General features: G+C 39.9%; 19 protein-coding genes. 7 read left to right on the forward strand and 12 right to left on the reverse strand.

All coding sequences use genetic code 11. From position 1 onward, the window contains the following. Positions 1–4: 4 nt before the first annotated feature. A complete protein-coding gene (locus ACQK2H_RS11865; protein WP_425391662.1) occupies positions 5–1,228 on the reverse strand; it encodes an ATP-grasp domain-containing protein in 1,224 nt (407 codons plus the stop codon). Between the two features lie 682 nt (positions 1,229–1,910). Here ACQK2H_RS11865 and hutH point away from each other — a divergent pair. From hutH to ACQK2H_RS11880, 3 genes are read left to right on the forward strand one after another with little or no spacing between them, the layout of a single operon-like run. Next, complete coding sequence (gene hutH, locus ACQK2H_RS11870) at positions 1,911–3,491, forward strand: histidine ammonia-lyase (protein ID WP_425391663.1); 1,581 nt, start codon at positions 1,911–1,913, stop codon at positions 3,489–3,491. 47 nt (positions 3,492–3,538) lie between these two features. Continuing rightward, positions 3,539–3,919, forward strand: a complete 381-nt coding sequence (locus ACQK2H_RS11875) for a GxxExxY protein (RefSeq protein WP_425391664.1) — start codon at positions 3,539–3,541, stop codon at positions 3,917–3,919. 37 nt (positions 3,920–3,956) lie between these two features. Beyond that, a complete protein-coding gene (locus ACQK2H_RS11880) occupies positions 3,957–5,954 on the forward strand; it encodes a urocanate hydratase (RefSeq protein ID WP_425391665.1) in 1,998 nt (665 codons plus the stop codon). Positions 5,955–5,958: 4 nt separating this feature from the next. On the opposite strand, the gene ACQK2H_RS11885 is transcribed toward ACQK2H_RS11880, so the two are convergent. The 6 genes from ACQK2H_RS11885 to ACQK2H_RS11910 are packed head-to-tail and all read right to left on the reverse strand — an operon-like array spanning position 5,959 to position 11,784. Next, positions 5,959–6,531, reverse strand: coding sequence for an EF-hand domain-containing protein (locus tag ACQK2H_RS11885; RefSeq protein ID WP_425391666.1), 573 nt, complete (start codon positions 6,529–6,531; stop codon positions 5,959–5,961). 38 nt (positions 6,532–6,569) lie between these two features. Beyond that, positions 6,570–7,640 carry an alanine racemase gene (locus tag ACQK2H_RS11890; protein ID WP_425391667.1) on the reverse strand — a complete coding sequence of 357 codons (1,071 nt, stop codon included), beginning with the start codon at positions 7,638–7,640 and terminating at the stop codon, positions 6,570–6,572. Continuing rightward, on the reverse strand, positions 7,640–8,794 hold the full coding sequence (gene alr, locus ACQK2H_RS11895; RefSeq protein ID WP_425391668.1) for an alanine racemase: 1,155 nt from the start codon (positions 8,792–8,794) through the stop codon (positions 7,640–7,642). The genes ACQK2H_RS11890 and alr overlap by 1 nt, the downstream gene beginning before the upstream one ends. Continuing rightward, on the reverse strand, positions 8,787–9,923 hold the full coding sequence (locus ACQK2H_RS11900) for an amidohydrolase (RefSeq protein WP_425391669.1): 1,137 nt from the start codon (positions 9,921–9,923) through the stop codon (positions 8,787–8,789). The genes alr and ACQK2H_RS11900 overlap by 8 nt, the downstream gene beginning before the upstream one ends. Beyond that, a complete protein-coding gene (locus ACQK2H_RS11905; RefSeq protein ID WP_425391670.1) occupies positions 9,905–10,354 on the reverse strand; it encodes a GNAT family N-acetyltransferase in 450 nt (149 codons plus the stop codon). Before ACQK2H_RS11905 ends, ACQK2H_RS11900 begins: the two co-directional genes overlap by 19 nt. Beyond that, positions 10,351–11,784: a sodium:solute symporter family protein gene (locus ACQK2H_RS11910; protein ID WP_425391671.1), complete on the reverse strand. Its 1,434-nt coding sequence runs from the start codon at positions 11,782–11,784 to the stop codon at positions 10,351–10,353. The genes ACQK2H_RS11905 and ACQK2H_RS11910 overlap by 4 nt, the downstream gene beginning before the upstream one ends. Positions 11,785–11,968: 184 nt before the next feature. Here ACQK2H_RS11910 and ACQK2H_RS11915 point away from each other — a divergent pair, with 184 nt between their 5' ends. Next, the gene (locus ACQK2H_RS11915; protein ID WP_425391672.1) at positions 11,969–12,850 is read left to right on the forward strand and encodes a hypothetical protein; all 882 of its coding nucleotides are present in this window, start codon (positions 11,969–11,971) and stop codon (positions 12,848–12,850) included. 48 nt (positions 12,851–12,898) lie between these two features. On the opposite strand, the gene ACQK2H_RS11920 is transcribed toward ACQK2H_RS11915, so the two are convergent. Together ACQK2H_RS11920 and ACQK2H_RS11925 are read right to left on the reverse strand one after the other, a co-directional pair. After that, positions 12,899–13,462, reverse strand: a complete 564-nt coding sequence (locus tag ACQK2H_RS11920) for a carbonic anhydrase (protein WP_425391673.1) — start codon at positions 13,460–13,462, stop codon at positions 12,899–12,901. 402 nt (positions 13,463–13,864) lie between these two features. After that, positions 13,865–14,239: a rhodanese-like domain-containing protein gene (locus ACQK2H_RS11925; protein WP_425391674.1), complete on the reverse strand. Its 375-nt coding sequence runs from the start codon at positions 14,237–14,239 to the stop codon at positions 13,865–13,867. 156 nt (positions 14,240–14,395) lie between these two features. Between ACQK2H_RS11925 and ACQK2H_RS11930 the strand changes: the two genes are divergently transcribed. Next, entirely contained in the window at positions 14,396–14,929 is a 534-nt protein-coding gene (locus tag ACQK2H_RS11930; RefSeq protein ID WP_425391675.1) for a hypothetical protein, read from the forward strand. Here the strand turns inward: ACQK2H_RS11930 and msrA are convergent. After that, complete coding sequence (gene msrA / locus ACQK2H_RS11935; RefSeq protein WP_425391676.1) at positions 14,926–15,453, reverse strand: peptide-methionine (S)-S-oxide reductase MsrA; 528 nt, start codon at positions 15,451–15,453, stop codon at positions 14,926–14,928. The genes ACQK2H_RS11930 and msrA overlap by 4 nt on opposite strands. A gap of 101 nt (positions 15,454–15,554) precedes the next feature. Between msrA and ACQK2H_RS11940 the strand changes: the two genes are divergently transcribed. Both ACQK2H_RS11940 and ACQK2H_RS11945 read left to right on the forward strand, forming a co-directional pair. Continuing rightward, entirely contained in the window at positions 15,555–16,775 is a 1,221-nt protein-coding gene (locus ACQK2H_RS11940) for a cation:proton antiporter (RefSeq protein WP_425391677.1), read from the forward strand. Positions 16,776–16,804: 29 nt separating this feature from the next. Then, positions 16,805–17,260: an SRPBCC family protein gene (locus tag ACQK2H_RS11945; RefSeq protein ID WP_425391678.1), complete on the forward strand. Its 456-nt coding sequence runs from the start codon at positions 16,805–16,807 to the stop codon at positions 17,258–17,260. A gap of 1 nt (position 17,261) precedes the next feature. Here ACQK2H_RS11945 and ACQK2H_RS11950 read toward each other — a convergent pair whose 3' ends face one another. Both ACQK2H_RS11950 and ACQK2H_RS11955 read right to left on the reverse strand, forming a co-directional pair. Then, positions 17,262–17,978: a tetratricopeptide repeat protein gene (locus ACQK2H_RS11950; protein ID WP_425391679.1), complete on the reverse strand. Its 717-nt coding sequence runs from the start codon at positions 17,976–17,978 to the stop codon at positions 17,262–17,264. Between the two features lie 37 nt (positions 17,979–18,015). Continuing rightward, complete coding sequence (locus ACQK2H_RS11955) at positions 18,016–19,464, reverse strand: CCA tRNA nucleotidyltransferase (protein ID WP_425391680.1); 1,449 nt, start codon at positions 19,462–19,464, stop codon at positions 18,016–18,018. Positions 19,465–19,484 lie beyond the last annotated feature (20 nt).

Here is a 19,484-nt window from a genome sequence, read left to right on the forward strand (position 1 = left end):
TTTTTCATACGTAAAAATCAACTTTTTGATAGTATTTAAGCAACTCGGTCATACGGTCAGGATCTTCTCCTTTGAAGTTTATGGTACCGAAGTGATTTCCAAATCCAGCTCTTTCATCACTTATTTTTTGTGTACTCAAAGGTGGCACAAGTGTATGATCAACAAAGTATGGCTCATTATTTAGTTCCTCCGGGATTTCCAATTTGGAGAACTGCTTCTTATGCGGGTAGATCATTACATTCCCATGATAGTTCTTCGGTTTGTAATCCTTAGGTGGTAAAATTTCAGCTAATTCATCCTCTGTCAAACTAGGATCATGAATCTGAACAAAAGCAGCCAGTGCGTCAAATTCATAGGATTTACCACATAGCTCCAGAATGTGACCACCCGGTATTCTACATGCGGTCTCCCCAAAGTTCAATTCATCGTTTTCTGTCAGGAACCACTCCGGATGCACCATCCCATATTCAATACCAAAAATATCCACAAGCTTTTGAACGTGTTTGTGGATTAATTCTCTTTTGGACTCCAGATAATGTCCTTCCGGGATGAAGTTGGAATATCCAAGCTTTACGTATTCAGTAATATTTAAAAACTTGATTTTACCTCCGTGAACAAATGCCTCACATGAAAATTCTCTTCCAGGCAAATGACTTTCTGCTAAACATGGAAAGTCACCATCTTCACATTCCTCGTCTATTTGATCCATCGACTTTAGTAAGCGATGACCAACCGTTCCTGCAGATGCAAACGGTTTAATATGAACCCAGCTATCTTCCTCACCATCGAGCTGAAGGTTAGCTTCATTCAATCGTTTCATAAAGGCTTTAACACCCTCCTTATTGTGCACCTCTTCAAATAATCCTACACGCAATCCTCCTATAAGTGCTTTTCGCTTCATCATGGCTTTATTCCTAAACAGAAAAGCTCTATTTAACACACGAGGATCGTCCCGATAAATTGAATTTAGAGCTCCTGCCCATTCCACTGTTTCTTCAAAAAGCGGAACAGCGACATCTGCGTTGTAAGCGCTTAGCTTTTCTGCAAGATCCAGTGAGTTGGATGTATCACTCCATTCATCCAGTTGATAAGGAACAAATGGGATATTATTTTCTTTAGCATACGGCTCAAAATCAGGAAATGAAACCACTACAAATGGTTTTCCTGCTTTTTGCATACTTTCAATTACGGGCAAACTCCACCCCATCAATGCGAAACATTTAGCCATGTTTTATTCGTGTTTTAAGATTTAACAAAAAAAGAGAAAGGCGGTCGCCCTTCCAAAGAGGAAAAAAATTGATTGTCAGGTTGTCTTTAGACATTAATACCAATATAAACCTATCAACCACGGAAGGTTCAAACTATTTACGATTCATTTATATAGTTATATATTAACTTCAAATAATTCAAATCAAATAGATTCTTGATGAGCAACCGTAAATTTTAAACAATCAGATTTTTCAAGAGGTTTTACATGCATGAATGAAATAAGAATCCCTGTAACAGTAACGTCGATAGTGCTTTTTATCTATATGATGCTGGCAGTTATTAATGCTCCCTATCCATTGATAATGACATTCTTTCTTACAGTCAATATCCTTCTAGTGTGGATGGTCTATAAAATCCTGACGAAAGGAAAACCTTCTAAGAAAAGATTTAACCCAAATTATGCACTAAGCATAATTTGCCCAAAGGGCAGACGAAAGCTTAGCTTTGTCTGGGTTACCCTGACAAAAATTTCCAAAAAAGGAAATTTTTCGTCATTATTCAATAGAAAATTTCGCAACACTTTGGCAAAAATTCTATTGAATAATTCGGGTTTAACGAATACTTCTACGAGGATTTTCCGGAAAAGAGAAATTAGTCTTTATTTCAATTCGTAACTTTGTTGCCATAACAACTTTTTCAATATGGCACATGCATCAGACGTATTTCATTACGGTGAAGAGCATTTAACAGCAGGTATCGCACTTTCGATAGCCAGAGGTAAGACTAGGGGTATATTGTCACAGTCGGTAAAAGCAGAAATCAACCGAAGTGCAGCGGAGGTGAAGAGCATAGCGGAAGGTGATAAAGCAGTTTATGGGATAAATACTGGATTTGGTCCTCTTTGTACCACTCAAATATCAAAAGCTGAAACCAGCACACTGCAAAAGAACCTACTGATGAGTCATGCGGTAGGTTTAGGAGAGCCTATTTCTGATGAATTGGCTAAACTGATGATGATCCTCAAGGTGCATGCACTTGCGAAAGGATTTTCAGGAGTTCGTGAAGAAACGATCGAACGAATTATTCATCATATTGACAATGACATAATCCCTCTAGTTCCGGAACAGGGCTCTGTAGGTGCGTCCGGGGATCTTGCCCCACTATCCCATTTATTCCTGCCGTTGATTGGCCTGGGTAAAGTGAAAGTAAAAGGCCAATTCATACAAACGCAAGAGTGGTTATCAAGTGAAAATCTTGCGCCGATAGCACTAGGTGCAAAAGAAGGGTTAGGGTTGATAAACGGAACTCAATTTATTGCTGCTCATGCAGTCTTAATTGTTGAGAAACTTCAAAATGTACTCACTCATGCGGATATTGCAGGTGCCATGATGGTGGAAGGCCTGCTTGCATCTGTCAAGCCCTTTTCACCGGAACTTCATGAAGTACGCCCTCATAAAGGGTCACAACATGTCGCAGCTTTTATTCGCCATTTGCTTGATGGCTCAGAAGTTGTGCACTCACATGCCAACTGTGCCAGAGTGCAAGACCCCTACTCACTTCGATGCATGCCACAGGTACATGGAGCATCACGTAATGCCTGGCTTCATGTAAAAGAAATGTTGGAGGTAGAAATCAATTCGGTAACGGACAACCCCATTGTTTTCAGCAAAGATCATACGATAAGCGGTGGTAATTTTCATGGTCAACCAATGGCCTTACCCATCGATTATGCGTGTCTAGCAGCAGCTGAAGTGGGGAATGTTTCTGATCGAAGGATATACCTATCATTGGAAGGTGATACCCCAGGCGTTCCTAAACTCTTATTAAAAGAAACCGGAACCAACTCAGGCTTCATGATTCCGCAATACACTACCGCTGCACTTGCAAGTGAAAACAAAGGATTGTGTTTCCCTGCCAGTGCCGATAGCATTCCTACCTCATTGGGTCAGGAGGATCATGTAAGCATGGGCTCCATTGCCGGTCGTAAAACATTGCGGGTTATTGAAAATGTAGAAAAGATCATTGGTGTTGAAATATTTTGTGCCGCTCAAGCATTGGACTTCCATCGGCCATTAAAGTCTAGTAAAATTATGGCCGCTATCCATGAACATGTGAGAAGAAAAATTGATCATATCACTAAAGATGGTGTGATGAATGAAAAGATGGAGACTGCCATTGAAATGGTAAAGAACAAGGAATTAATTAAAGTAGCTAAAGAAGTTGCTCAGAAGGAAGGCATTTCGCTGAATACTGATTTTAGTGATGAATTTGATAGATACTAAGTTTTTTAATCACAAAGTTCACTGAGAAGACACTAAGGACACTAAGTATGACTGAAAATCAAATTGCAAATAAAGTTATAGGAATTGCGATAGATGTACATAAGGCCTTAGGTCCAGGGCTTTTAGAAAGTGCTTATAAAGAATGCCTGTGCTATAAGCTATTAGAGGAAGGCTTTTTCGTAGAAAAAGAAAAACCAATGCCTCTGGTATATGAAGAAGTAAAGCTCGACTGTGGTTATCGAATAGACTTATTAGTAGAAAGAAAGCTAGTAATTGAACTTAAAAGTGTTGATGCTTTGAATGATGTTCACATGGCACAAACACTAACCTATATGAAGCTAGGTGAATATAAACTTGGCTTACTCATTAATTTTAATGTATCACTTTTAAAGAATGGTCTAAAACGAATTATCAATGGGTCTTTTTGACCTTTGTGAAATTCTTTGCGGCCTTTGTGGTTAGAAAATGACATTTCAAGAACAAATACGACAAGGAATACCTGACAAGCTTCCGGCTAAAAAAGCACTAAAAGAGGGAGTTAACCGTGCGCCCAAACGAAAAGATATTCTCACTCCGGAAGAAAAGAAGTTAGCTATCAGAAATGCCCTGCGCTATTTTCCTAAAGAATGGCATGCTGAGTTGGCGCCTGAATTTGCTGATGAGCTCAATGATTTCGGCAGAATATACATGTTCCGATTCATGCCGGAGTATGACATGTATGCCCGACCAATCGAAGAATATCCGGCAGCATCCAAACAAGCAGCATCCATCATGCTCATGATCCAAAACAACCTGGATCCTGCTGTAGCTCAACACCCCGAAGAACTCATTACTTATGGAGGAAATGGAGCCGTTTTTCAAAACTGGGCCCAGTATCTCCTGACCATGCAGTATTTAGCCACCATGTCAGATGAACAAACACTGCATATGTATTCCGGTCACCCAATGGGGTTATTCCCTTCCCACAAAGAGGCACCTCGCGTCGTAGTGACCAATGGCATGATGATACCTAACTATTCCCAGCCGGATGATTGGGAAAAATTTAACGCACTTGGAGTGACACAGTATGGTCAAATGACAGCCGGTTCTTACATGTACATAGGACCACAGGGGATTGTACATGGCACCACAATTACCGTGATGAACGCATTCCGTAAAAAGCTAGGTGCGGGCGTCTCTTCAGCAGGTAAAATTTTCTTAACTGCCGGACTTGGTGGCATGAGTGGGGCTCAACCAAAGGCAGGAAACATTGCCGGATGTATCACGGTGTGTGCTGAGGTAAACCCAAGCGCTGCACATAAGCGACATGACCAGGGATGGGTAGATGAAATCATTGAGGATATGGATGCCCTGATGCTACGTGTAAAGCAAGCAAAAGAAAATAAGGAAGTTGTTTCCATCGCTTTTGTGGGAAATGTGGTTGACGTCTGGGAGCGTTTTTATGAAGAAGAAATTACCATTGAGCTCGGCTCTGATCAGACATCTTTGCATAATCCTTGGTCTGGAGGATACTATCCCGCCGGACTTAATTTTGAGGAATCAAACGATCTGATCCGTAACAACCCCTCCCTATTCAAGGAAAAAGTACAGGAATCATTAAGAAGACATGCTGCTGCAGTAAATAAGCATGCCGAAAGAGGCACCTACTTCTTTGACTATGGCAATGCTTTCTTGCTAGAAGCTTCACGAGCTGGTGGTGAAGTGATGGCTGAAAACGGAATCGACTTCAGGTATCCCTCTTATGTTCAAGATATCCTAGGACCTATGTGTTTCGATTATGGGTTTGGACCATTCCGATGGGTGTGCACATCCGGAAAAGCGGAAGACCTGAGAAAATCAGATCAAATCGCCTTAGAGGTGATGAGAGAAATCAAGTCTAATTCTCCAGCAGAAATACAGCAGCAAATGCAAGACAACATTCGCTGGATTGAGGAAGCTGAGAATAACAGACTAGTAGTTGGGTCACAAGCCAGAATCTTGTACGCGGATGCTGAAGGCAGATCAAAAATTGCAGAGGCTTTTAATAAAGCCATCCAAGCCGGTGACATCTCAGCTCCTATTGTTTTAGGCAGAGATCATCATGATGTAAGTGGGACAGATTCTCCCTATCGTGAAACAAGCAACATCTATGATGGCAGCAGATACACGGCTGATATGGCCATTCAAAATGTGATTGGTGATAGCTTCCGAGGCGCAACGTGGGTTTCTATCCACAATGGTGGTGGTGTTGGCTGGGGTGAAGTGATCAATGGCGGTTTTGGGATGCTCCTTGATGGTTCAGATGAAGCAGACCGAAGATTAAAATCCATGCTTTTCTATGATGTGAATAATGGTATAGCCAGAAGAAGTTGGGCCCGAAACGATGAAGCACTTTTTGCGATTAAGCGAGAAATGGAACGTACACCGGAATTGAGAGTGACACTTCCAAACCTGGTGGATAATGAGCTATTAGATAAGTTGTAATGGATTATAGTTCCGCATGTGGCTCAGAGTCCCAGTTACCAAAGGTCCAATTGCCTGATAGTGTTGGATCATTTGATGTGAAGAATTCCTCTACTGCATTCATTAAGTCATAACGCGAGAGCCTGGAGCTCTGCGTTTTATCTAAAAGGCTAAATGCTTTATCACAATAGGAACGGTCTATGCCAAAAATGTCATAGAAATCTTCATATTCTTTTTTCGAGATAAACCCATCCCTGTTTTGATCAAAGAAGTCAAACATGAAATTGAAGATCAGTTCTTTATAATCATCAAGGGTATCCTCAGAAACGATAACTGTTTCCATGAAGAAACTGACCCACTCCTCTTCAGTAATTTGATTGAAACTGAAAGGCTTGATATCCTCTACTAGCGAGTTAAATAATTTTACCGCTTTATCTGTGATTCGCTTGTGCTCTTTGCTACCTGGTTCATAATCCAGCGTGATCCTTACTTTTTCTACCATTTCAGTAAAATCATCCATCTGTAAGGACCCATTGCTGTTTAGGTCAAGGATCCTAAAAAAGTAACCAAGCTTTTTCTTTTGAAAATCTGCAGACATGTCGATTAGGTTTGGCCAGCAAAAATATGAACTTAAATCTATACTACTCTCTTCTCGATATAATCTGAATTGAAAAGACTGAGGGCTCCCATATATTTTAGTTTAAAACTTACCAGATCACCCACTTTGTATTTGTCACTGGACTCTCCCAGGTCCACTATGAGCATATCAGAGCTGGCCCCAGTAATCTGGATGGAATCATCCTCTGCTATCAGAAAGTCTTCGGAAACATCTAACAACCCAATATCCAAAATGGCGCGATAAGATGTTTTCCCATAATCCTCTTCTTTGATCTCAAAAGTTTCGCCGGAAGGATTTGCTTCCATGTACCCTATAGGCACTCTTGGTTTTTCTGTAATCTCAATAACCTCTGCATGGAGTTTAAATACATCTCCTTCCATTCCGGGTACAACTTCCTGAGTAAATAGATCTAAGCCAAAAAACAAGGTTTCACCGACTCTAAAGTGATTAATTCCATCTGGTATTTGCTTTCTGAAAATCAATGGAATTACAACAGAGGTGCCGCCAGTCACCCATGGAATTTTGCGATTGAATTTCGCTTCTATAAGTTGCTCATATAGAGACAGTTGCACCAACTTATCTTCGGAAGGCATTACTCCGTAGAGACAGTTAAGATTAGATCCAATCCCTGTCACTTCAATGTTCGGAAGGTTAAAAACAGACTCATAAAAATCCATCAAGTGATCTCCCATCACACCTTCTCTAAGGTCACCCAATTCGATCATTATGATGACCTTGTGTTTCTTATTTTGCTTTACAGCTTCATCAGATATCCATTTAATGGTTTTGTATTCAGTATTGAAGCTGGCATCTGCATACTTCACAAGTCTCTCAATACTTCTCTTTGCAGGCGGTTTTATGTAGACTGTTTGAACACTCGGATCTATCTTTTTAATAGCTTCAAGATTACTAATTCTTGAGTCACATATCTCTTTAGTTCCCAGATCAATTACCTCTTTGAGGTACTTTTCATTTCCGCACAAAAGCTTGGAAACAACTGCCCATGCGATATCATTCTCCTTAAACAGTTTGTCAAGAAACTGATAATTCTTTTTAAGCTTGTCTTTATATAGTTCTATGTATGCCATTAGTCTTTTATTATGCGGGGAATTTTAGTTGGTAAACGTGTCAGCAACTCATAATTAAGCTGATCACTTAGCTCTCCAAATGAAGCCACGCTTATATCAACATCTCCACTTTTACCTATTAAAGTTACTTCATCTGCTTTTCTTATCTCTTCAACCTCAGAAACATCAACCGCCAGGTTGTTCATATTGACCATCCCTACGACAGGAACTCTAAAGCCATTAATCAACACTCTACCGGTGTTACTTAGTGACCTGCTAAAACCATGTGAATAGCCAATAGGAACAATAGCGATTTTCATATCACGTTGTGCCAAATAAGTGGTTCCATAACCTACGAACTCACCCATTTCAATTTGTTTGACACTCATCACAGTGCTTTTCCAGGTTATCAACCTTCGTAAAGGCTCCTCCTTGTTTACCTTTCCTTTCAAATATTCAATAAAAATCTCTCTACTTGGCCAGAATCCGTATTGAAGGATGCCAATCCGAACCATGTCTTCATGCATTTCAGGCAGGCGAATAGAGGCAGCAGAACAGCAGGTATGTCTTGTTTTAGGCTCGATACCATTATCAACTAACAATTGAGCCATTTGATTGAAATTCTTTTTCTGGTCTTCTACTCGGAGATAATTAGCGATGCTTTCAGCTCCCGCATAGTGCGTGCATAGTCCTTCAATGATCAAGTCACTTTGATATTTCTTAATAATTGGAATGAGTCTATTTACTTCTTCCTGATCGAATCCTGTTCGATTCATCCCTGTTTCAAGCTCAATGTGAATCCTCGCCTTTTTGTTTAGCCGCTTAGCTGTTTCAGCCGCTGATTTTACTCGATCAAACTCAAAAACGAAAAATGAGATATCATTGATTATGGCCCATTCAATATCTTCATTGCTAATAAAACCCATGATCATGAGCTCTGTTTCATCCTTTCGAAACGCATCAAATACCTCTTTGGCTTCATCAGCACTGTATACAGAGAAATGATCGACTCCCATTTCTTCTGCCATAGGCACGAAATCATCAATTCCATGACCATAGGCATTACCCTTTACTACGGACGAAATCCTCGTTCCTTCTTTTATGAGTGATCGTAAAAACTGGAGGTTATTTGCGTAGGCCTCCCGACTAAGTTCAATGTAAGATGTGCTATCCATCGATTGCTTTTTCGACAATGGTGGTAAACATATTTACTCCTGTCCCAATGATTTCATCCGGAAAATCGTAATCAGGGTTATGAAGTGCCGGACAATCTTCTCCTGAACCAACCCCAAACATTGCACCGGGAAATTTTTGTGTGAAAAGACCAAAGTCCTCACCCCATTTAAACGGCCATTCCCTTTCGGTGAATTCATATTCATTGGCCTCAATTGCAGTTCTTATCACACGCATTGCATCCGGATGGTTATTGTTTGAATCAAACTCTTCTGTCCAGCTAATATCAGTATTTAAGTGATGACTTTCTGTTATCTCCCTGGTCCGATTTAGTATTCGTTGAGTCAGATCCTTCATCACTCGTCCATTCCAGGTTCTAAGGGTATAATGCACTTCACCATATCCGGCTGAAACACCATAAGAAAACTCTCCCATTTGAATGTAAATGGGGGTGGTTAGTGCAAAGTCATCTCTTTTAAGCTCAGGTTGAGCCTCTTCCTCGAACATCGTTATCAATTCAGAAATCGCTTTTGCTGGATTATTACCCAATTCAGGTTCAGCCGCATGGGAAGTTTTTCCTTTAAGTTTAATGATGATACTTTTTGCTGCAGGGGTGAAATTCTTGTCTTTAATCACCAGTTGATGAAGCGGATAGCCAGGTATATTATGCAAAGCAAATACCAGGTCGGGTTTAAAAGTAAACTGACTATCTGCTAAGATTGCCTTAGCACCCTCCCCATTTTCCTCTGCAGGCTGAAACACAAGTATTAGCTTTCCTTTAGATATTGGATTTTCCTTGAAATACTTCGCTACACCACACAGTATAGCTGTATGTCCGTCATGGCCACATTTGTGCGACACTCCATCGGTCACTGATTTATGATCAAAGTCATTGATCTCCTGAATGGGTAAAGCATCATGGTCTGAACGAAGCATGATGGTCTTTCCTTCTATCCCACTATCAAACAGCACAAGCACACCCGTACCACCAATTTCCTTTCCTTCAACTCCAAGTTTTTTAAGGAAATTAATGATTCGTTTTTGTGTTTCTACTTCTTGTTGTGATACTTCGGGATGTTTGTGTAAATCTTTTCTGAAAGCTATGAGATCATTCATTGAGGTCTCTTCCATCGCATCTCAAGGTATTTATTAGTGAACCCTAATTTTTCATAAAGATGTTTGGCAGGGTTTTCCGGCTCCACATGAAGCGCAATATCACCCTCCGTTTCTTTGAAGGCACGCTCTATAAGTTGGCCTCCTATGCCTTTTCCGCGATATTCTGAATGAGTAGCTATGTAGACTAGTATGTTTTCCGGAATGTAACCTGCCATTCCTGTTTTATTAATAATCGTAGCGCCAACGATTGTTTCACCGTCCCAAGCGGTAAGTATCAATCCTCCCGGATGCTTACCTGCATTTAAAGCATATTCTATGCACTTTCTAATGTCTTCTTTTGGGTCTCCAAATTCATCTAAATAACGGTGAAGGAAGCTAACCACTTCCTCTTTCTCATACAGGCCCACAGTCTGGGCAGGGAAATATTTCTTAAAGGTTATATTCATCTTTTTGTATTGTTTTTTACTAATCCTATACTGATAAACACAATAGCAGCACTAATTATTCCATAAAGGTTCGGATCAAGGCCAAACCATTGAATTTTTAACAACGTAAGTATGGTCGTAATCAGACCGCCGGTAATCATGGCTATAAACGCACCTAGCTTGGATGCTTTTCTCCAGTAAAGTGCGCCAATTATTGGCACAAATAGTCCCGAAACCATAAAAGCATACGAAAATAGCATTGCTTTTAGCACATTTTCTAATGATAAGGCTATCACCAATGCGATCACTCCTAACAATAAGGTCGCTCCCTGGGATGATCTCAACGATTTCTTATCCATCTCCTCTAGTCCTTTATCCTTATATCGCAGAATATCGGTTAAAAAGGAGCCCGAGGATGCCATCAGGCAGCTATCTGCTGTTGACATTACAGCTGAAAAATAAGCAGCAAGAACAAGCCCCATTAGTCCATGTGGCAATACGGTTCGCAATAGCACAGGGAGTCCAAGCTCAGGATCCATATCTGCAGATGCAGCGTATCCCACTACTTCGAAGATTCCTTGCTCGTAAGCTACTCTTCCAAACAGACCCAAAATAACACCAAGAAAGGCCATCAACGGCCACTCAAAGAGGCCTGCTATAAACCATGCTTTCTTAGCCTGCTTTTCACCACGACTTGCAAAGATTCGCTGATAAAGCGTCATTCCTACAAACCATATCGGTATGATTGTGATGGCCCAATTGACTAAGTCTTTCCAGCTGAGATTGGTTAGCGTGAGGTAATCCTTGTTAACAATGGCATTGACCGCCTCCCATCCTCCAATCGCTTCATAGGCGAAAGGAATTCCGGCAAAAAGTAATCCTGCCATAAGGATGATCCATTGCACAGTATCCGTGTAGATAACTGCCTTCAATCCTCCTAAAATGGTGTATCCTACCGCGACCACTCCCATCAACAACACTGCGTGATTAAAGGAAAAACCCTCAAAAGTACCTGTCGCCAATTTTGCTCCGGCTATGATTTGAGAGCTTGTAAAGCCTAAATACCCAACGGTTGTAATGATACCGGCCAAAATAGCCACCTGCTTTCCATAGAAGTGTTCAAAAATTTGAGGAAGAGTTGTTAGCTTCTTAATTCCGGGAAGTTGATAAACCTTAGGAATCAATAGCACAGCAGCCATCCATGCACCAATTAATCCGGTAAAAAGTAACCATGAACCTGAGAGACCCATTGTAAATCCGAGACCTCCAAGACCAATAGAAAACCCACCGCCAACATCGGTAGCAACCACCGAGAGTCCGATATGCCAGCTCGACACGTTTCGCCCGGCGACATAATAATCATCACTGGTTTTATTCTTTCTGTAGAAGTAAAGACCTACCAGGAAAACCAAAACTACGTAGATAGCAAAAATTGCTATATCCAGAATCACAGACCACTCCTTTCTTTTAGGAGACGTGGGTGTTGATAGATTGTGCTTTTTTGGTCGTTAGTTAAGAAGATAACTTCTTGATGCTTTGGTTTAAATTCAAAACAAAGATAAAACAACCAACCCCCTCATAAAAGTTTTATGACCATTATCGGGTTCTTAAGAAGATTATTGTGACATTTAGCAAATGAAGTGGATCTGTTTTTTACTGATTTGTCTGTTGGCTTTTGCCTCCTGTGCTCCTTTAAGCAAGAGTCAGCTGAAGATGTCTCATAATTATTTTGAGACCATCACCAATTATCCACGATACTATCGCGAACTGAACGTGAGAGTAGCTGACTTAAAACTGGAGTCTCGAAATCTTGAAAGTTCACTTCAAGCGTCTGATTCCACTCGAATAGCAACAATCGTTTACTCTATCAATGAATATGAAGCATCCATGACCATTCCGGATAGCGTTGCTGTACATATCAAAACCATAGAAAAGTATATTCAGAACTACTACCTGTTAATACCTAATGGATTCAATATCTATCGAGCATTAAAAGGAACTACAGAAACCATTGGAGGCATTTTCGGATTAGGAGGTGTTGTTAGTGGAATTCTTCCGAGCAATGTGAATGGCTTAAACCCAACTAAAAAGCGTAAAATACAGGCTCATGTACTGAATACCGAGTCAGAGTTGCTTTCGTCACTTAAAAGTTTGAAAGAATATATAAATCAGAACTACCTGCCACGCCTTGAAGAAATAGACAAGAAGTCGATCAACGATTTTGAAATACTACTTGGAAGCATCAATAATAGCACACCTCCATTAGACTACTATATTAAACACAACAGGATGCTCACAGAGTTTTACCAGCGGCTTTATCACACGAAAAATCTGGTGAAACAATTATCAAAAGCAATTGAGACCCTGATTCTGGTTGAAAAAGAGATCACCCGTAGTTTTCAGGAAAAAGAGAAGGTTGATATGGAAAGAACACATATCAATGAGCTAATCAATGATATGCAGAAAGTGAACTTGCTGGTAAAAGATCTCAATGAGAGAAGGGTTCTCACGAAGTAAAAAAGCCTGCAATTCATATTGCAGGCTCTGCTCAAAAAGCATTTTATCTTACAAAAAGTCTACTTTCCCGCTTCCTAAATGATAGAATGCAGATTCAATCTTAAGCTTACCCTCGTCAACTGCATTGCTAATAATAGAAGACCGGTCGTATAAATCCTTAGCTGATAATTCAGCATTCTTTTTCACGACAACATTTACATCTCCACTTCCGGCTTGTGCTTTAGCAGGCTCTATCTGAGCCAATAGGTGATTCAGGTTGTAGCCATTATCCCCTCCGGCAAGCGCAGCACCAACAGCGCCACAGCTCTCATGTCCCATCACCACGATAACTCCTGTACCAAGATGCGCAACCGCATATTCAATACTGGCTATGGTGTCTGTATTGGCTATGTTTCCTGCAACTCTCAATACGAAAAGTTCCCCCAATCCTGTATCAAATGCGAGTTCAGGTACCACACGGCTATCCGCACAGCTAAGAACTATCGCCCATGGAGCTTGTCCTCCGGTTAATTCGGATCGGCGACTTTCATCTTGAAGTTCTCCTTGTAATTTACTTGCAACAAAGCGTTCGTTCCCGTCTTTTAAGCGTTGAATGACTTGATCTTGATTCATATTCATAAATTATTTAACAACCGTTAATGTAAAATATATAACTATTTCAATAAAATTCGTTCTATTTGCACTAGGATTCATCACTAATTATTAATCTTCTCATAATAAAACGTTGGATCCGGACCGCTTCGGCCCAACGGAGCGGTTCTTTTTTTTACCTCATTTTCCGCTCCCATTGAAATCCCTGCCGCTCAGTTCTTATCCTTTTTAAAATCTCCTCATCACTAAACACCTCATGCTCAGCACCTTTTGAGGTAAAATGCCAATACCCACATTCTTGACATTCATATATATTTTTAGGCCCTTCTCCTTTTCTGTAATCATTGCGTATGTGGTTTTGAATTAAGGCTTCTACTCCTAATGATTCTGTTACGAAACACCTCTTTCCCGTTACACAATTCACTACTTTTCGATTTTTAACCCCCTGGAAGACCAATCCTTGAAGCCGCCTGAATAATCATAAATCTTATCAAACCCGGCTTCCTGCAGCATTTTGGCTGCTTTGGCACTACGTCCACCACTCGCACAATGAATAATAACCGGCTCGCCTTTATTAAGCGATTGCATACTATCAAGAAAAACCTTATTTAAAAAATCTATATGAATGACACCCGGAATATGTCCACTCTGATACTCAGCGGGTGTTCTAATGTCGACTATCGTCACTCCCTTTTCGACCAATTGAACAACTTTTTCTGCATCAATCTGTTCTATAGATGATTGGCTTGCGGAGGCACAACTTACAAGAAAAGTGAAAACAAAAAGCATTCGCATCATGATCGTCTAGTGAATTTGGCATTAATTATCACTCAAAAATCAGGTTTTATACGTAGAAAAACCATTGAATTTACCCTTTAACTTAGCAATACTTTAAAAAACGCTTTAAAACACGATTTGGAACGAAATTTGAACAATCCAGTTATACTTAACAAAATGAAGTCATTTTTCAGCATATTCTTAATCTTATTGACTGTCTCACTCGGTCTTGCACAAGAAGAGCGTCTTGATGAAAAAATAGATGCTGTTACTTACGATTGGGATTTAGAGGCAGATAAGCTTGCTACCTACGCCGGATTACAGCAATTATGTACTGATGCAGAATACCGTCAAAGAATTTTGTCTCTACTTGATGATATTCACCATTACGACACAGTGCTTTATGGTGTGCTAGTGAAAATCTCTAAAACCTCAAAGGATCGTGAGGTTAAGAAAACGCTTCATGACATTAAAAAATTTGAAGAAGAATATAATACCCGAAGCTTTATACACTTCATGAATGAAGAATGTAACGCAATGCGTGAAATAGAAAAAGATGCTGAAAAAACAGCCAATGACGTGGGTATAAATTCTTATTCAGGACAAGTTTATCTGTTGGAAACTGAGCTTTATAAATACGTAAAACATGTTACAGCTCGAGTAGACAAAATAAGACTTCACGTACATCACCTGAGCAAGCACTACAACTAGTTTAGCTTCTCTGCGAATATTTTCTTGAATTTTTCAACTTTAGGTGCAACTATAAAAGCACAGTAAGGCTGACTGGCATTTTCATTGTAATAGTTATCATGCTCAATCTCTGCAGGATAAAATTCTTCATAAGGTGAAATTTCCGTAACAATAGGATCAGGCCATATATTGGACGCTTCAAGTTTCTTTTTGTAAGACAATGCAAGTTCCTTCTGGCTCTCAGAGTGATAAAAAATCACCGATCTGTATTGAGTACCCACATCGTTTCCCTGGCGGTTTAATGTGGTGGGATCATGTGTTTTCCAAAAAACCTCCAAAAGCTCATCATAAGTGATGATTTCAGGATCGTACTCAAGCTGAATAACTTCAGCATGACCTGAAGCGCCTGAACATACTTCCTTATAGGTTGGATTTTTTGTATGTCCACCTGAATATCCTGATTTGACATTAGAAACTCCTTTCAGTCGCTGAAACATCGCTTCGGTACACCAAAAACATCCTGATCCAAATGTTGCTTTCTCCATAAATGAAAATAATTCAGGCAAATCTAACTTCTAATTGAATCAATTAGTTCATGTATCTGTACTAGGTTTGAGCTATTAATTTTGACACCTAACCATCAGCAATGGAATACTATATAATCATCGCCGCATCTGTAATCATCGTACTATCTTATCTGTTCAATCATGTATCCACTAAATCAAGTATTCCCTCTGTTTTATTGCTGATAATACTAGGAATAGTTGGTCGGGAAGTTATCGGTGTTTTCGGGGTAGAAAAAGAAAGAATCCTTGAAATATTTGCTAGAATACGGATTCTTGAGGTTCTGGGCACACTTGGTTTAATATTAATTGTATTAGAAGCTGCACTGGAACTTAAAATCGCAAAAGACAAGCTTAAGCTTATTTCAAAATCGTTTTTTATCGCGCTTTCCGGTCTTCTATTATGTATGTTTTCAATCTCGGCTATTCTTATCTACTCATTTGAATCGATGGATTGGCCCACTGCATTGGTTTATGCAACTCCTCTTTCTATCCTCAGCAGTGCGATTGTCATTCCCTCTGTAGCAAACCTTGGTGAAAAAGATGAAGAATTTCATATTTACGAAAGTACCTTCTCAGACATTCTGGGAATCATGATCTTTTACTTTTTAGTAGAATTAGGAAAATCGTCCAGTAGTGTAATGGTGCTGGGTGACTTTACTTTCGGCCTGGTGATCACAATAGTTACTTCCATTATACTCTCCTATGTACTAATCTACGTATTTCAAAACCTTGAGACCAAGGTGAAGTTGTTTCTGATGATTGCCGTCTTATTCCTGCTTTTCAGTGTAGGAAAGCTCATGCACCTCTCCTCACTTTTAATCATTCTTGTATTTGGGCTTATTCTAAATAACTACAAGCTATTCTTTGTAGGGAGGCTTAGAAAATACCTTCGACCAATGGCGATCGAAAACATAAGAGAGACGTTTTTGATGATAACAATTGAATCCGCATTTGTTGTTCGCACGTTTTTCTTTGTGATTTTTGGCTTCTCAATAGCGCTCTCGGCTTTATTTGATATAAAGGTGGCCATCGTTAGTGCAGTGATCCTTGTCATTATCTATTTAACTCGGTTTATTTCATTCATTCCTTATAAGCATGAAAACCTAAAAAGAGCACTAACAATAGCTCCAAGAGGCCTAATCACACTTTTACTTTTCTATTCTATTCCCGAGGAATACCACTCAGAAGAATTCAAATCCGGCATATTATTGTTCATAATTATCGTGACGAGCCTGGTGATGACATCAGGTTTGGTGAAGAAGGAACCAAAAAAAGAGGAAGAAATTTCTGAAGTTGAATAACTTAGCTAGTCACAGCCGACTAACTATCGATGAAGAAACTAAACGAGCTTGCCAAAAAAGGGATGATTAATGAGAATGCGAGCATTCGAGACTCGCATTCAACAATCATTAATGCAAACATTGATAAGGTATGGGACATTCTCACAGATATGGAAGACTGGCCCAACTGGAATCCTGAAATCAAAAAGGTTACCCTGGAAGGCGAAATAGCAGAGGGAACCACATTTAAGTGGGTTCAGGGTCGTACCCATGGTATATCTCAAATACAGGTAGTAAAGAAACCTGCACTATTAGCATGGACCAGCAAAGCAAAATTCGTGAAACGTATCTATGTATGGACGCTTGAATCGGACGAAGGGCAAACCATAGCTACTGTAAGTGCATCATTTCAGGGAGCAATGGTGGTTCTTGCACAGAACCACCAAAAAGTCTATGATGAATTGCTTGGTTGGCTGGAGCTACTCAAAAATAAAGCGGAAGAGTAACTTACTCTCCCTCAGTCTTTGGTTTAGTCATTTCTCTCAATTGCTGCTGCACAATCTGGAATCCCGGTTGCATTTCCAGAACTTCCAAATACTTCTTCTTAGCTCCTTCGATATCTCCTTTATCTTCCAAAATCATTGCTTTCACACGATGAGAGGCAACTTTTAAAGAGACATTCTGTCCAGCACCATCTTGTGTTGGGAACCGAATAGAAAACTCTTCAGCTTGTGGATCTCCAATAATGATATCCAATGAAGTATTTGACTCAGCATACCTATCCAATTCAAACTGAAGGAATGCTACTTTATAAAGCGTATTGATCTGACCGGTAGCTAAATACAGCTTTTCATAAAAATTTAAGGAACGGTCTTTAGCACCAAGTTTGTCCAGACTGGTTGCTGCAATTTCCATTGCAAACTGATCATCCGGATTTATTTGCAATGCCTGTTGTGCAACCAGCGCAGCTGACGCATGTTGATTGTATTGGAAATAAAGTATCGCCAAAGAATCATAGAGCGCTACATTGTTAGGATTTTCTGACAGAAGACTGTAAAGTGCCGTTCTGGCAACAACAGGATCATTGAAGATTTTGGCGGTATTGTAAATGAATGATTGCTTTCTAAGCTCCCATGGAATAGAATCACCTGGTGCTTTTTCAAGACTTTGTGCAGAAATAGCACCTGAAACAACAATCATTAATGCAAATAATATTTTTTTCATATAGTTATCTATTTAGCGAATAGGGCTGCAAACATAGTTAATCGTTTTTAGAGGTCGAAAGGTATTTTTGAGACGGTGTTAATCCGTGCTTTTCTCCCAGTCTCAACATTAGCTGAAATGCCTCCTTTTCATCATTTTTGATCTGACCTTCTAATATTGCTTCTTTAATTTCACTTTTAATATCTCCAACAACTTTGGACGGCTTTATATTAAACACTTCGATGATCTGCTTCCCTGATATAGGCGGGTTAAAATTCATTATCCGATCACGCTCCTCCACCTCTCTGATCTTCTTTTCGACCTTTTTAAAGTTGCCTTGATACTTCTTTACCCGCTCAGGATTTTTGGAAGTAACATCCGCTTTGCACAATGTCATTAAGTCACCCACATCATTACCAGCCTCAAAAACCATTCTGCGGATGGCTGAATCAGTCACTTTATCATTTACCAGTGCGATTGGCCGTAAGTGAAGCCTTACGAGTTTCTGCACGTACTTCATACGATCATCAAGAGGCAGCTTCATCCGTTTAAATATCTTAGGAACCCATTTAGCACCCAAGTCTTCATGGCCATGAAACGTCCATCCTGCTTTTTCATGAAAACGCTGCGTAGCAGGCTTGGCAATATCATGTAAGATTGCGGCCCATCTCAACCATAAATCATCCGTCATTTTACAGATATTATCCAACACCTGGAGTGTATGATAAAAATTATCTTTATGTCCCTTACCATTGATTTTTTCAACACCCTGAAGATCAGCCATTTCAGGAAAAATCAGTTTAAGCAAGCCACTGTGAAAGAGTAGTTGAAAACCATAAGAAGGCTTCTCTGTTAAGATGATCTTATTCAGTTCATCTGTAATTCTTTCCTGTGAAATGATCGATATGCGATCTACATGATCAATAATTCCCTGAAAAGTATCCGGCTCAATATCAAATTGTAGCTGGCTGGCAAAACGAATCGCTCGCATCATTCGAAGTGGATCATCTGAAAATGTAACGCCGGGATCAAGAGGTGTACGCATAAGCATACTTCGCAAATCCTTCATGCCATCAAAAGGATCAACCAGGCTTCCATAGTCTGATTGATTGAGGCTAATGGCCATTGCATTTATCGTAAAATCCCTACGATTTTGGTCATCTTCAAGCGTACCGTCTTCCACTACCGGATTGCGGGAATCTTTTCTGTAAGACTCCTTTCGTGCACCTACAAACTCATATTCAAATCCATCATGATGTATAGCGGCAGTTCCAAAATTCTTAAACGTAGAAAGGTTAACATCATCACCTAGCATTTTGGCTACCTCCTTTGCAAGAGCAATACCACTACCCACACAAACAAAGTCTATGTCTTTGGAAGTTCTTTTTAAAAAGAGGTCACGAACATAGCCACCAACAACGTATGCTTCATATCCTAGTTTTTCAGCTGCTTTTGAGACAGTAGAAAAAATCGGAAGTGATTCCAAATGATCTTTGAAGGTTTGCATGATGCAAAGATAGTTTAGCG

This window comes from Ekhidna sp., assembly GCF_965228795.1.
In the GTDB taxonomy this organism is placed as follows: Bacteria; Bacteroidota; Bacteroidia; order Cytophagales; family Cyclobacteriaceae; genus Ekhidna.

Coding starts and splice junctions, on each gene's coding strand:
- ACQK2H_RS11950 (WP_425391679.1), bottom strand. CDS start 17,978: ATGAAAAAAATATTATTTGCATTAATGATTGTTGTTTCAGGTGCTATT.
- ACQK2H_RS11920 (WP_425391673.1), bottom strand. CDS start 13,462: ATGAATCAAGATCAAGTCATTCAACGCTTAAAAGACGGGAACGAACGC.
- ACQK2H_RS11930 (WP_425391675.1), top strand. CDS start 14,396: ATGAAGTCATTTTTCAGCATATTCTTAATCTTATTGACTGTCTCACTC.
- ACQK2H_RS11885 (WP_425391666.1), bottom strand. CDS start 6,531: ATGTCTGCAGATTTTCAAAAGAAAAAGCTTGGTTACTTTTTTAGGATC.
- ACQK2H_RS11945 (WP_425391678.1), top strand. CDS start 16,805: ATGAAGAAACTAAACGAGCTTGCCAAAAAAGGGATGATTAATGAGAAT.
- ACQK2H_RS11955 (WP_425391680.1), bottom strand. CDS start 19,464: ATGCAAACCTTCAAAGATCATTTGGAATCACTTCCGATTTTTTCTACT.
- ACQK2H_RS11915 (WP_425391672.1), top strand. CDS start 11,969: ATGAAGTGGATCTGTTTTTTACTGATTTGTCTGTTGGCTTTTGCCTCC.
- ACQK2H_RS11940 (WP_425391677.1), top strand. CDS start 15,555: ATGGAATACTATATAATCATCGCCGCATCTGTAATCATCGTACTATCT.
- msrA (WP_425391676.1), bottom strand. CDS start 15,453: ATGGAGAAAGCAACATTTGGATCAGGATGTTTTTGGTGTACCGAAGCG.
- ACQK2H_RS11890 (WP_425391667.1), bottom strand. CDS start 7,640: ATGGCATACATAGAACTATATAAAGACAAGCTTAAAAAGAATTATCAG.
- ACQK2H_RS11925 (WP_425391674.1), bottom strand. CDS start 14,239: ATGATGCGAATGCTTTTTGTTTTCACTTTTCTTGTAAGTTGTGCCTCC.
- ACQK2H_RS11905 (WP_425391670.1), bottom strand. CDS start 10,354: ATGAATATAACCTTTAAGAAATATTTCCCTGCCCAGACTGTGGGCCTG.
- ACQK2H_RS11865 (WP_425391662.1), bottom strand. CDS start 1,228: ATGGCTAAATGTTTCGCATTGATGGGGTGGAGTTTGCCCGTAATTGAA.
- ACQK2H_RS11880 (WP_425391665.1), top strand. CDS start 3,957: ATGACATTTCAAGAACAAATACGACAAGGAATACCTGACAAGCTTCCG.
- ACQK2H_RS11875 (WP_425391664.1), top strand. CDS start 3,539: ATGACTGAAAATCAAATTGCAAATAAAGTTATAGGAATTGCGATAGAT.
- alr (WP_425391668.1), bottom strand. CDS start 8,794: ATGGATAGCACATCTTACATTGAACTTAGTCGGGAGGCCTACGCAAAT.
- hutH (WP_425391663.1), top strand. CDS start 1,911: ATGGCACATGCATCAGACGTATTTCATTACGGTGAAGAGCATTTAACA.
- ACQK2H_RS11900 (WP_425391669.1), bottom strand. CDS start 9,923: ATGGAAGAGACCTCAATGAATGATCTCATAGCTTTCAGAAAAGATTTA.